The organism is Acidobacteriota bacterium (assembly GCA_020845575.1).
Taxonomy (GTDB): Bacteria; Acidobacteriota; Vicinamibacteria; order Vicinamibacterales; family Vicinamibacteraceae; genus Luteitalea.
Genome location: JADLFL010000012.1, coordinates 60,015 through 72,834 on the forward strand (window position 1 = coordinate 60,015; position 12,820 = coordinate 72,834).

Sequence of the window (12,820 nt, forward strand, 5' to 3'; positions counted from 1 at the left end):
GCCTGGAAGCCAACGGGGCCCGGTGGCCCTCCCGGTCTTCAAAACCGGTGGTGTCCCGCCATGCGGGATGGCTGGGTTCGACTCCCAGGGGCTTCCGCCATCACGACGAAGGGCCGGCACCGTGAATGGTGCCGGCCCTCTGCGACGCCAAATGTCGAATGCTTGCCGCGCCGCAGCGGCGGCAGGCCCGGCGGCGGGCTGCTACGCGTCGAGCAGGCGGACGTCTCCCGCGCGCGGACCCTTGCCGGAGTCCTCGGCGGTGAACTCGACGCGCTGACCCTCGCGCAGCAACTCGAAAACAGCGCCGCGGACGGCGCTACGATGGAAGAAGTGTTCAACACCTGCTTCATCGCGAATGAAGCCGAAGCCCTTGTCGATGAGCAGGCGAGCAATGGTTCCCGACGGCATACCGTGACCTCCGATTGTCCGTCGCCGCGTCCAGCAGCGACAGGCTCCGCGCGACTGTGGGCAGCCCCACGAAGATGGTGGCCGGAAGACTGGCGCGTCCCGTACGCGCTCCCCGCGGTTCTCCCGGCGTGGTCGAGGCAAGACGCGCCCCGCCTGCCTTGACGATATGGATAGGACGCGCGAAGGGCAAGGACAGTTCCTCTCTATGCCATGAATCCGTCCTGCTGGGAAGGGTGGCGGCACGCTGGACGGCCCGCGGCTGGTGAACCGGGAGGGACCGTGGTAGCACGTTCTGTTCAGGAAATCGCACTTTGACGCCGCATCGTCGGCTTACCATGGTCGCGGCATGACTGAACCAGAGCAGGACGAGTTCGCGGCACTCTTCGAGGCGTCGACCCGGGCGGCGTCGTTCACCAGAGGCCAGACGATCGAGGGCACCATCGTCGGGATCGGCGCGGAGGTGGCGCTCGTGGACATCGGCGCCAAAAGCGAAGCCGTTCTCGACGTCGCCGAACTGCAAGACGAGGCCGGCGCGCTCGAGGCGGCGGTCGGCGACCGCATCCAGGCCGTGGTGATCGAGACGGCGGGTGGCATCAAGCTGTCGCGCCGTCTCGCCCGCAAGGCCGCCACCGACAAGGAACTGGAAGACGCCTTCCATGCCCGCCTCCCCGTCGAGGGGACGGTCCAGGGCGTGGTGAAGGGCGGCTACGAGGTGCGCGTCGCGCGCACGCGCGCCTTCTGCCCGTTCTCGCAGATCGACATCTTCCGCACCGAGGATCCGGAGGTCCACGTCGGGCAGACCTACACGTTCCGCATCACCGAGTTCCGCGACAGCGGCCGCAGCATCGTGCTGTCGCGCCGGCAGATCCTCGAAGTGGAGCAGCAGGCCAGGGCGGAGGAGGTCAGGCGTTCGGTTGTGCCGGGAGCGGTGCTCACCGGCCGCGTCGTGTCGGTGCCCACGTTCGGGGCCTTCGTGGATCTCGGCGGAGGCGTGCAGGGGTTGCTGCACGTGTCGGAGATGGGCTGGTCGCGCGTGGCCGCCGCGTCGGAGGCCGTGAAGGTGGGCGACACGCTCACCGTCAAGGTGCTGCGTGTTGACGAGGCGACGCAGAAGATCGCGCTCGGTCTCAAGCAACTCGCCGAGGATCCGTGGACGAAGGTGGCGGGCGAGTACGCCATCGGACAGGTGCGGCCGGGACGCGTGACGCGCATCGCGGAATTCGGGGCGTTCATCGAACTGGAACCCGGCGTGGAAGCACTGGCCCATGCGTCGACGTTCGCCCCGACGGGGCAGCGCGACGGCTGGCGCAGGACCATCAAGGTGGGCACGGCGGGCACGTTCCAGGTGCTCGCGATCGACGCCGACAAGAAGCGCATCGCCGTGCAGATGCTGCCCGAAGGCACTACCGAAGCGAGCCTCGCCGAGGAAGCCGCCGATCAGGCGGCCGCGACATCGAGAGCCACGGTCACGAAGGTCGAGGGATTCGGATCGCTCGCCGACAAGCTGCGCGGCGCGCTCGGCCCCCGCTGATCATCGCGCTGGGGGCGGCTCGCGGAACGGCGCCATGTCCTGCCAGATGCGTTCGAGCATCGGCCCCGTGAGGCGTACCGACTCCGTCTTGTCGGGTGTCTTTTCAGAGGCGATCTCCAGCGTGATCGTTCCGCAGTGCGGTCCGAAGGCGTCGGGCGCGAACACGTACAGCCCTTCCCTGATGGCGGCGGTCTCGGAGATGCGGCGCTCGACGATGAAGGGGTGGATGGGGATGATGTCGCCGGTGCCGCAGCGCGCGCGCAGGTTGGCGAACCCCGGTTCGTATCGCTTGATCGGCGGCAGCGCGATGCCCTGCGTGAGCGCCGCGCCTCTCGCCACTTTCATCCACAGGCTCTCAACCTGCCGCGGCGCCGCGCGCACCAGCAGCACGGCCGGCTTGTCGGCGACGTAGCGCGACCACTGACCGAAGTCCATCGCGTACTCGCTGGCGTAGGCCGTCACCGGCGTGATCAGGTCCACGTCGAACCCCGACGAGGAGACGCGCGGCGACGTGAGGCTGCCCGTACGCTGCTTCACGCCCTCGCGCACCACATCGTCTGTCACCACCTGCACGGGTTCCACGGGCAGCGCGATGCGGGATGGTGGCGGTGTCGGCATGGCCGCTCGCGCGGCAGTGAGCACCTCGCACAACGCGCCGATCCGCACCACGCGGATCGGTGGATCCGATTCACGTACCGTTTCGACGGGCGACGTGAGCCCGACGAGCGTGCCGTCGGTGGCAAAGGCCGGCCCGCCGGGACTGTCGAGGGGCACATCGAAATCAGCGGTGACAGCCCCCGGTTCCAGGCGGAACACGACGCCCCGCGCCGCGGTGGGCTGGCGGCGCATGGGCATGCCGATGGCGCCGAGCACCTGTCCGCGCGACACGTCGCGCGCGGGCGATGCGCAGTCGAGCGGCACCTGTCGGCGCGACAGCAGCAACTCTGGATCGACGCGGAGGATGGCGACGTCACGCTCCTCGTTCGAGGCGACCACTGTTGCCGCGACCTTCGTGAGCGGCGTGACCTGTACTTCGACCTGCGTGGCGCCCTTCAGGACGCGTTGTGACGTGGCGATGAATCCCGTGGTGTCGATCACCAGCCCCGTGGCGTGCATCAGCGGCGTCCACACCTCGACGACGCTGTCCTGCCATTCCACCAGGATGTCCCAGTGGTCCATGGTCGGCGGCGCGCCAGGCGTGCCGACCGACGGAGCCGCCGTACGTGTCTCGGCGTTGTCGGCTGTCAGCGCGATCGTGGCGGTCGCACCAGCCGTCAGATCGACTGTCTCGCGCCACTCGTACGTCCTGCCGCGCAGCACGAGCGGTTGATTCGACGATGTAGTGGCCCGCGGGAAGCGTGAGCTGACCCGTGCCGTCGAGCGCGGTGACCACGCGCCACGGCGACCGGCTTGGCGGGTCGTCGCTGACGAGCAGCGCATGGCGGCGGCCCAGCGATGGTCCGCCGTCCTCGCCCGGCAGCATGACGGTGACGCGCAGCACGCCCGTCGCCTGCGCGGAGACCGTCTGCACGGACGCGAGCAGGCACGCCACCGCGAGGAGTCCCAGCGCGAGAGCGGACGGGCGGTCAGCGGCCGTCTGCGTGTGCGGCATATGTCGGAAGCCCATGTGCGTCGGCGATGCGCGCCCACCAGGCCACGACGTCCTCGTCCGGCGCGTCGGGCCTGTGACGCTCGACGCCCCAGAGGCCGACGCGCAACGCCTCACCGATGGTACTGACGCGAATCCGGCGTGCGTGGGCGGGCACGCCGTCTGGCGCGAGGGCCATGGGCCGCCAGTTGCTTCCGGTACTGTCGGCCACCAGCTCGAACGCGATCGGTCGGCCGTCGCCGAACGCCACGGCGAGTTCGTCGAGGTACCACTCCGCGTTCAGCAGTCCGTCCGGCGGGATCAACGTATTGAATCTGTGAGCCGCCACTGACGGATCCGGGCTCGCCATCTCGTCGAGCCAGATCACGAAATACGGATCGAGCGGACGCCACGCGAGCACGCCGCTCCCGTCGAGCGGCAGTTCCAGGGCGCGCGCCGCGGCCGCATCGATCGCCGCGATCGCGTCGTGCTCCTCGCCGTCGACATCGCCGATCGAGAGAAGCCGGCTCGCCGCGCGAATCACGGAGTCCCTCGCCGGGTCGTCGGGATCGAGCGTGTGCACCAGGCGGACGAGCGGCATCAACGTGTCGCGCCTGACGGGCCGCCGTTCCAGGATCGACACGGCCAGCCCGCGCAGCGTGGCGCCACCCGGCGTGCGGTGCGCGACTTCCTTGCTGAGGAGCATGGCGGCGAGCCCGTCGACGCCGCCGGCCATGTACGCCGCACCGATCACGCCGGCGATGAGCAGGACGGCGATCGTCGTGAGCCGCCCGGGCAGCTTCGCCAGCCACGTCGTTGCCGTCATGGCAGGGATGATACAGAGAATGACGAATGACGAATGACGAATGCCGGTGCCCGGTGTCCGGAACGTGCCCTGAGCGAGCGAAGCGAGTCGAAGGGTGTCGGGAATGCGGATCCCGTAACATGCATCGCGTTGCACAGACTCGAATGGTCGAGAGGAGTAGTCAGTGATCGTCCCGCGTACGTCCCGTCACGAGATCCTGCAGAAGCTGCGCGCCAAGGTGGCGCGGCGCCTGCCCATCCACATCGCGAGCGCCGGCAGCGGCCTCGTGGCCCGACTGCTCGAATCGGCAGGCGTCGACTGCATCAACACCTTCTCCGGCGCGCGCCTGCGCGCCAACGGGATGGGAACGATGTCGATGTTGTGGCCGATCCTGGATTCGAACAGACAGACGCTCGACTACACGCGCGAGGACGTCATGCCCGCCATCAAGGGTGATGCCTTCATCTGCGCGTGCCTCAACGCCAACGATCCGCTCAAGGACATGCGCATGGTGCTCGACGACTGCCTGCGCATGGGCGTGCACTCGGTGTCCAACATCGGCCCGTCGATTTCGTACGTCGACAAGGGCAGCGAGATCCGCAAGGTGCTGACGAGCGCCGGCATCACGATGCAGAACGAGATCGATCTGCTGAAGCTCGGACGCGAGATGGACATGGTCACGATCGGCCTGGCCTTCGACGAGGAAGACTCGATGCAGCTCGTGGAAGAGGCGCAGCCCGACATCTTCTGCTTCCACGCGGGCACCACCAAGGGAGGGCTGCGCGGATACGACTCGGGCGAGACGATCGAGGAGACGGCGCGGCGCACGGAGGAGGCCAACCAGAAGCTGCGCCGGCTCAAGCCTGACATCATCCTCGTGGCGCACGGCGCCGCGATGGAGACGCCGGCCGACGCGCAGTACATCCTCGATCACACGTCGTGCGAGGGCTTCTGGACGGGGTCCTCAACCGAGCGCCTGCCGATCGAGAAAGCCGTGTCCGCCGCCGCGCGTGAGTTCCAGGCCCTGCGGTTCAGCGACAACAGGTAAGCGGAGACGATCATGGCGAAGAAGGTGATTGCCGTCCTGGCGACGCTCGACACGAAGGGACAGGAAGCCGCGTTCCTGCGTGAGCAACTCGAAGCACTGGGCAGCGGCGCGCTGCTCGTGGACATCGGCGTGATGGATGCGCCGGCCACGCGCGCAGACGTCACGCGCAGCCAGGTGGCGCGCGCGGGCGGGGCGTCGTTGAAGGCACTCCAGGCGGGCAAGTCGCGGGAGACGTCGCAACCCGTGATGGCGGCCGGAGCCACGCGGATCCTCCTGAAGCGCCTGCAGGCCGGCGAGGTCCACGGCGTCATCGGTCTGGGCGGCCTGCAGGGCACCGCGGCGTGTACCGCCGTGATGCGCGCCCTGCCGTACGGCGTCCCGAAGGTGATGGTCTCGACTGTCGCCTCGGGCGACACCTCGTCGTACGTCGGCATCTCCGACATCACGATGATGTTCTCGGTGGGCGACATCATCGGCCTGAACACCTTCATGCGGAAGGTGCTCGCCAACGCGGCCGGCGCGGCGCACGGGATGGCGCAGGTCGGCGTGTCGTTGCGCACGCGTGCACGCGGCGGCAAGCCGCTCATCGGCATCTCGAACCTCGGCGTGCTGACGCGCGGCACGCTCCATGCGCTCGAACGCTTTCGCGCACGCGGATACGAGGCCATCGTGTTCCACGCCGTGGGCACCGGCGGTCGCGCGATGGAGCTGATGATGAAGCAGGGCATCATCGGTGCCGTCTTCGATTACGCGATGGGCGAGATCAGCGACGAGTTGTTCCACGCGCTGCGCGCCGGTGGACAGGAGCGATTGACGGTGGCCGGCGCGCTCGGCCTCCCGCAGGTGCTCGTGCCTGGTGGTTCCGAGCACCTGGGCATCCTCGTGTCGACGCCGCATCAGTTGCCGGAACGCTGGAAGGACCATCGCCACGTGTGGCACAACGAGGTCGTACTCGCGCCTCGGCTGAATGCGAAGGAGCTTCGCACAGTGGCACGCGAGGTCGGCAGGCGCCTGCAGCACACGCGCGGCAACGCCGTGTTGATGATCCCCACGCTCGGCACCGGAAGCTACGCCATGCCCGGCGGTCCGCTCAACGACCCGAAGGGCGACGCCGCGTATTTCGCCGCGCTGAAGAAGGCCATGCCGTCGACGATCGAGATCGTCGAGCGTCCGCTGCACGCGGAGGATCCGATGTTCGTCGACGAGGCGGTGGATCGGCTGATTGCGCTCGTGGAACGGCAGCAGGCTGGCCGCCGTCGTCCCGTCGCGCGCGCATCGCGTAAGACGAAGCGCACATGATCACCGGAGCGCTGCCGTTCGAGATCCGCAATGCGGAGCGAGAGCGGCTCGATCACGCCTTCGTGGGCGACGCGGGTCAGGCACCCGATCTCGTCGTGGTCATCGGCCACGGCGTGACGTCGCACTGGGACCGCCCGTGGCAGACCGATCTGGCTGCCGCGCTGGCGCAGGCCGGCATCGCATCGCTGCTGGTGTCCTTCTCCGGCAACGGCGTGTCCGAGGGGGCGTTCGAGGCGAGCTGTCCCAGCAAGGAGTCAGGCGATCTGGGCAGCGTGCTCGACGCCCTCGAGGCGTGGGGCGTGCGACGGTTCGTCTATGCGGGCCACAGCATGGGCGGTGCCGTCGGCGTGCTCCGCGCGTCGGCAGACGCACGCATCGAGTGGCTGGTGTCGCTCGCGGGCATGTTTCACGTGCACGCCTTCATGGAACGCACGTTCGGCCACCTTGTGCCCGGCGAAGGACTGATGCTCGACAAGCCTGACTGCGTGTGGAACTCGACGCTCGCCGCCGACGCGCGTCGTCTCGGGTCTCTCACGTCGCAGGCAGCGGCGATCCACATCCCGTGGCTGCTGGTGCACGGCGATGCCGACGAACTCGTGCCGCTGCAGGATGCGATCGATGCACGAGCGGCGGCGGGCGGACGGCCCGATCTCGTCGTGCTGCCGGGTGTGGACCACAGGTTCACCGGCGCGATTCCCGCGATGGCGGGCGCCGTCGTGTCGTGGCTCGGAGCGGCCACTCGGAAGGAGTAGCGTGCGCAGACGGGATTTCCTCAGGTCCACGGTCGTCGCGGGGGCCTCGGCCGGCCTCGGCGTGTCCACGCGTGCGGCAGGCGCCTCTCGCGTCGCGTCCGTCGCGCCGTCCGATCGCCTGCGGGTCGGCTTCATCGGCACCGGCGCGCGCGCGCAGGAGTTGATCGAGGCGTGCAACGCCACTGGCAGCATCGACGTCGTGTCACTCTGCGATGCCTACACAGGCCGGGCCGAACGCGCGAAGGCTCGCACGGGCGGGACGGCCACAATCGTCGGCGACTACCGGACGATCCTCGACGACAAGGGTGTGGACGCCGTCTTCATCGCCACTCCGGACCACTGGCACAAGGCGATGGCGGTGGCCGCGCTCGGCGCGGGCAAGGACGTCTACATCGAGAAGCCGCTGACGTACGCGGTGGCCGAGGGCCCCGAGATCATCGCCGCCGTGGACCGGCATGCGGGCATCCTTCAGGTCGGCAGTCAGGACATCAGCACGCCGCGGCTCCACAAGGCGCGCGACATCGTGCGGAGCGGACGCCTGGGGCAGATCACGCTGGTGCGCGCGGCGTTCAACCGCAACACCGCCGGCGGCGCCTGGCTCTATCCGATTCCACCCGACGCCAGTGAACGGACGATCGACTGGCCGCGCTTCCTCGGGCCGGCGCCCGCGCGAGCGTTCAGCCCAGAGCGCTTCTTCCGCTGGCGCTGCTACTGGGACTATTCGGGCGGCCTCGCGACGGATCTCTTCGTCCACCTCGTCACGGACATCCACTTCATCATGGACGTGGAGCATCCGTCGCAGATCGTGGCCTCGGGCGCCACGCACCGATGGAAGGGCACGCACGAAGTGCCCGACACGATCGACGCCATCCTCACCTATCCGGAGGGTTTCACCGTCACCCTGAGCTGCACGCTCAACAGCACGGGCGGCGAAGAAGGCGTGCACATCTACGGCACCGAGGGGGCGCTCCACATCGTGGGCGATGGGCTGCGCGTGGCGCCGGAGCACGCGCGCAACTCGAACGGGTGGGTGGTGAGCGCCTGGCCGGAGGCCCTGGAACGCGCGTACTACGCCGATCCGGCGAACCGGGCCGACGAGCGCCCCTCGTCGCTGCCCGAGCAGGTGTTGCCGGCCGAGGAGCGATGGACCACCCGCGGCGAGGACCCGAGTGTCGCGCACGTCCGCGCGTTCGTCGCCGCCGTGAAGTCGCGAACCCAGCCCGTGGAGGACGCACGGTTCGGCCATCGCGCAGCGGCGTGTGCACACCTCATCAACCGGGCGATACGCGAGACCGCCGTCATGAAGTGGGACGCATGACCCGCCGGACCGTGCGCGTCCTGCTGCTGGTGCTCGCCTGCCTCGGCGTGTGGCCGGTTGATGCGACCGCGCAGCGGCGGGTCGTCTGGGACCGGCTCGACGTCGAGGCCCACATCGACGCCACTGGTGCACTGACGGTGACCGAAGCGCATTCGATGGTCTTCACGGGCGACTGGAACGGTGGCGAGCGTACGTTCAACATTCGCGGGCGCCAGCGGCTCGAATTGCGTGGCCTGTGGCGCGTGAACGGCAACGAGCGCATCGCGCTCACGGAAGACGCCGCCCTCGGCGACGTGGACGACTACGCGTGGGCGGACCGCCAGCGCCTCCGATGGCGCAGCCGGCTGGCGTCCGATCCGCCATTCGCCGACACACCGCTCCGGTACGAGATCACGTACGTGCTGCGCGGCATTCTGGTCGACGAGGGCGGCACGTTCCGTCTCAACCACGACTTCGCGTTTCCCGATCGTGGCGATACCATCGAGGACTTCTCGCTCGATCTCACGTTCGACCCGGAGTGGCGCGCGCCCGACGACTTCCCCGGCACGTTCACGCGCACCATGATCGGCCCAGGTCAGGGACTCGTGGTGAACGTCCCCCTTCGCTTCGTGGGTGCTGAACTGCCTGTCGCGCTACAGCCGCAACGGCAGAGTCCGCTGCTCGGCCCCGCGGCGTGGGCACTCGTCGTGCTGACACTGGCTGGCATCGGCAGGTACTTCGCGATCGAAGGCGCGAGCGGACGGTTCGCGCCGCTCGAGACCGACATCGACGAGGCGTGGCTCGAGGAGCACGTGCTGCGCTACAAGCCCGAGGTCGTGGGCGCGGCGTGGGACAACAAGGTCGGCATGCCGGAGGTGCTGGCGGTGCTCGCGCGCCTCGAACGCGAAGGCAAACTTCGCAGCGTCGTGGGTGACGGTGGGGCCAGGTTCTCGCTGCACCTGACTCAGGGACGCAATGTCTTCGTGGACTACGAGCGCGGCCTCATCGACGCCCTGTTCGCTGCTGGGCGCACGGAGATCACACCGGAGATCGTCCGCGCGCACTACCGGCACATGGGCTTCAATCCCGTCGAGTTCATCTCGTCGGGTGTGACCTTCGAGATGCGAGGGATCCTGCCTCCCGGCACGCCTCGTCCAGCGCCGCAGGGTTTCGTCTCGGCAGGTCTCATCTGCCTCGGTGTCGTCCTGCTCGGCGTCTCGGCGTGGTCGACGGGTCTGCCGCCGGCGGTGTGGCTCCTGCTCCTTCCCGCGATCGCCGCGGCCATCGGATTGTCTGTCGCGGCCTCGGTCTTCCGGCCGCGCCTCCATCTCGGGCGCATCGCCGCACTGGTGGCCCTCTTGCCGGCCGTGTTCGCGGCATGGGCGACGGCCTCGTGGCTCTGGCGTCTCGCGGGCAGGGTCCACCTCGATGAGCCGCCGCTCACGACGCTCGGCCTCGCGGGTGTCCTCGTCCTCGCGCTGGCCATGATCAACATGGCCCTCGTCGGGCCCCGATCCCTGGAAGTCCCGGAGGTCATCGCGTTCCGGCGGCGCCTGGCTGCGGCGCGGGGGTACTTCGCGCGGGAACTGCGCAAGCCCCGGCCAGCCCTGCGCGACCAATGGGCGCCGTGGCTGCTGGCGTTCGGCCTCGGTCCGCAGATGGATCGGTGGTCCACGAGCCACCCTCGCGCGACGCACACCAATGACGACGAGCGGCACGCGTCACGATCCGACGACACGTCCGAGTCGTCGAGCAGCGCGCCCGCGTGGACGGGTTTCGGCGGCGGTCGCTCCGGCGGGGCGGGTGGTGGCGCCGCGTGGGCGACGGCGGCAGCGGCCCTCGCCGCCCCCATTGCGACACCGGGCAGCAGTTCGAGCGGCTCCGACAGCAGTTCCAGCTACTCCAGCAGCGACTCGAGCAGCAGCAGTTCCGGCGGCGGCGGAGGTGGTGGCTGGTGACGTAGACTTCGCTCATGATGCGACGCGCCTCCGTGCTGGCTGCCGCGGTGCTGTGCCTCGGCGCAGCCCCGCAGGACGAGACGTTCACGCCCCTGTTCGACGGCACCACGTTGAACGGGTGGGTCAACATCAACTGCGCTGCCGACACGTTCACCGTGCGCGACGGCATGATCGCGTCGACGGGCGCGCCGATCTGCGAGATTCGCACCGAGCGCATGTACGAGAACTTCGTGCTCGAGCTCGAGTACATGCACCAGCAGCCGCGCGGCAACGCCGGCGTCTTCGTCTGGGCCGACGCGCTGCCGGCGCGCGGCCAGCCGTTCCTGCGCGCCATCGAGGTGCAGATCCTCGACGGCCGCAACTCCGAGACGTACACGAGCCACGGCGACGTCTTCGCGATCCACGGCGCCGTGCTCACGCCGGACCGCCCGCACCCGCGCGGGTCGATGCGCAGCCTCCCGAGCGAGCATCGCGCGAAGGGTGTCGGCGAGTGGAACCACTACCGGATCACCGCCAACAACGGCACGCTCAAGCTCGCCGTCAACGGCAAGGAAGTGTCGGGCGGATACGACATCTCGCCGCGCAAGGGATACATCGCGCTGGAGTCGGAGGGAGCGCCGACGCTCTTCCGCAACATCAGGATTCGAGAACTGCCCTCGTCTGGCGCGCTCGACCCGAAGCACGTCTCCACCGCGTACGACGGACACAAGGCGCGGTACGACGGCGCGAGCCTCGATGGCTGGCTGCTGCCCGCCGACAGGGCCGTGACGTGGAAGGCCACAGACTGGACGATGACGCACGAGAGCGAGCCTTCCGGCCGGCCGATGCCGTTGCTGTCGGCAGACAGCTACGGCGACGTGGAAATCGTCACGGACTGGCGGTGGGTCGACGAGGCGGAGCCTGTCGCGGGTGAGACACCGACAGCCCTGCGTGATGTCCTGCCGTCCGGCGCGCGGGCGGTGGTCGTCGCTCAGGCCGGACCCGGCGTGCAACCTGCCGGCAAGTGGAACCGCGTCGTGCAGCGCATCGTCGGCAGTCGCCTCACGATGACGGTCAACGGCACGACGGTGATCGACAACGCGGTGCAGGAGGGGCTGCCCGCGCGCGGACGGCTGGCGCTCGTGCCTGTCGGGCGGCGCGTGGAGTTCGCCAACGTCTTCGTGAAGCCGTTGCCCTGATGGCATCCGCGCGCAGTGCCGACGCGTCGCCGCACGTGCCGATCATGGTGGCGGAGGTCCTGCGCCACCTTCGTCCATCGCCCGACGACGTGGCGGTCGACTGCACGCTCGGCGGTGGCGGCCACGCGCTCGCGATTCTCGATCGAGTGATGCCGGGGGGCCGCTTCCTGGGGCTCGACGTCGACCCCGGCGCACTCGGTCTTGCGGAGGCGCGTATCCGCGCGGCAGGTCATGGCCCGGATACCGCCACGGTGGTGCACGCCGACTTCAGGCGGCTGCCGACCGTGATGGACGCGGCAGGCATGACCGCCGCGAATCTGGTCCTCGTCGATCTGGGCGTGTCGGCCATGCAGCACGACACGCCCGCACGCGGGTTCAGCTACAAGCACCCGGGCCCGCTGGATCTCCGGATGGATCAGACGACAGGCGTGCCTGCCTGGCAGCGCCTCGCGTCGTTCGATCGCGACGCCCTTGCGGCGGTGCTGACCGCCAACGCCGACGAACCACACGCCGATCTCCTCGCGCGCCTCATCGTCGAGCGGCGTCCGGAGACCACGCACGCGCTGGAGCGACTGATACGGGTCGGCCTGCGTGGCGCCCTTCCGGATCTGCCGCGCGCGGACGTCAAGATGTCGATCCGCCGCACGTTCCAGGCGCTGCGCATCTTGGTGAACGACGAGTTCGCGGCACTCGACGAACTCCTTCGCGTCCTGCCCTCGTGCCTGCGTCCCGGCGCCCGCGCGGTGTTTCTCACGTTCCATTCAGGCGAAGACAGACGCGTGAAGAATGCCTTACGCGAAGGCCTGCGTGCCGGCACCTACGCAACGATCGCCGACCCCGTCGTCAGATCGGCGAAGGCGGAGACCTTCGCGAACCGCCGCGCCGCGTCGGCGAAGCTCCGCTGGGCCGTCGTACGCGCGTGATCACGACCATGAAAATTCGGTGTGACACGCCGA

At 69.1% G+C, this 12,820-nt stretch carries 11 protein-coding genes and 1 tRNA gene; 9 read left to right on the plus strand and 3 right to left on the minus strand.

Going from position 1 to position 12,820, the window contains the following annotated elements:
- Window positions 1–4 precede the first annotated feature (4 nt).
- A tRNA-Sec gene (locus IT182_02515) sits at window positions 5–100 on the plus strand.
- Between the two features lie 101 nt (window positions 101–201).
- Here IT182_02515 and IT182_02520 read toward each other — a convergent pair.
- Window positions 202–408, minus strand: coding sequence for a cold shock domain-containing protein (locus tag IT182_02520; GenBank protein MCC6162202.1), 207 nt, complete (start codon window positions 406–408; stop codon window positions 202–204).
- Window positions 409–754: 346 nt separating this feature from the next.
- Between IT182_02520 and IT182_02525 the strand changes: the two genes are divergently transcribed.
- Entirely contained in the window at window positions 755–1,939 is a 1,185-nt protein-coding gene (locus IT182_02525; GenBank protein MCC6162203.1) for a S1 RNA-binding domain-containing protein, read from the plus strand.
- On the opposite strand, the gene IT182_02530 is transcribed toward IT182_02525, so the two are convergent.
- Both IT182_02530 and IT182_02535 read right to left on the minus strand, forming a co-directional pair.
- Window positions 1,940–3,259: a trypsin-like peptidase domain-containing protein gene (locus IT182_02530; GenBank protein ID MCC6162204.1), complete on the minus strand. Its 1,320-nt coding sequence runs from the start codon at window positions 3,257–3,259 to the stop codon at window positions 1,940–1,942.
- Between the two features lie 266 nt (window positions 3,260–3,525).
- Complete coding sequence (locus tag IT182_02535; protein ID MCC6162205.1) at window positions 3,526–4,353, minus strand: hypothetical protein; 828 nt, start codon at window positions 4,351–4,353, stop codon at window positions 3,526–3,528.
- Between the two features lie 163 nt (window positions 4,354–4,516).
- On the opposite strand from IT182_02535, the gene IT182_02540 reads away from it, so the two are divergent.
- From IT182_02540 to rsmH, 7 genes are read left to right on the plus strand one after another with little or no spacing between them, the layout of a single operon-like run.
- Window positions 4,517–5,380 (plus strand): phosphoenolpyruvate hydrolase family protein, encoded by an 864-nt coding sequence (locus IT182_02540; GenBank protein ID MCC6162206.1) that lies wholly within the window; start codon window positions 4,517–4,519, stop codon window positions 5,378–5,380.
- A 12-nt stretch (window positions 5,381–5,392) separates the two neighbouring features.
- On the plus strand, window positions 5,393–6,679 hold the full coding sequence (locus tag IT182_02545) for a Tm-1-like ATP-binding domain-containing protein (protein MCC6162207.1): 1,287 nt from the start codon (window positions 5,393–5,395) through the stop codon (window positions 6,677–6,679).
- The gene (locus IT182_02550; protein MCC6162208.1) at window positions 6,676–7,431 is read left to right on the plus strand and encodes an alpha/beta hydrolase; all 756 of its coding nucleotides are present in this window, start codon (window positions 6,676–6,678) and stop codon (window positions 7,429–7,431) included. The genes IT182_02545 and IT182_02550 overlap by 4 nt, the downstream gene beginning before the upstream one ends.
- Window position 7,432: 1 nt before the next feature.
- The gene (locus IT182_02555; GenBank protein ID MCC6162209.1) at window positions 7,433–8,749 is read left to right on the plus strand and encodes a Gfo/Idh/MocA family oxidoreductase; all 1,317 of its coding nucleotides are present in this window, start codon (window positions 7,433–7,435) and stop codon (window positions 8,747–8,749) included.
- Complete coding sequence (locus tag IT182_02560) at window positions 8,746–10,686, plus strand: hypothetical protein (protein MCC6162210.1); 1,941 nt, start codon at window positions 8,746–8,748, stop codon at window positions 10,684–10,686. The genes IT182_02555 and IT182_02560 overlap by 4 nt, the downstream gene beginning before the upstream one ends.
- A gap of 14 nt (window positions 10,687–10,700) precedes the next feature.
- Window positions 10,701–11,864 carry a DUF1080 domain-containing protein gene (locus IT182_02565; GenBank protein MCC6162211.1) on the plus strand — a complete coding sequence of 388 codons (1,164 nt, stop codon included), beginning with the start codon at window positions 10,701–10,703 and terminating at the stop codon, window positions 11,862–11,864.
- Window positions 11,864–12,787, plus strand: coding sequence for a 16S rRNA (cytosine(1402)-N(4))-methyltransferase RsmH (gene rsmH / locus IT182_02570; protein ID MCC6162212.1), 924 nt, complete (start codon window positions 11,864–11,866; stop codon window positions 12,785–12,787). The genes IT182_02565 and rsmH overlap by 1 nt, the downstream gene beginning before the upstream one ends.
- Window positions 12,788–12,820: the final 33 nt, after the last annotated feature.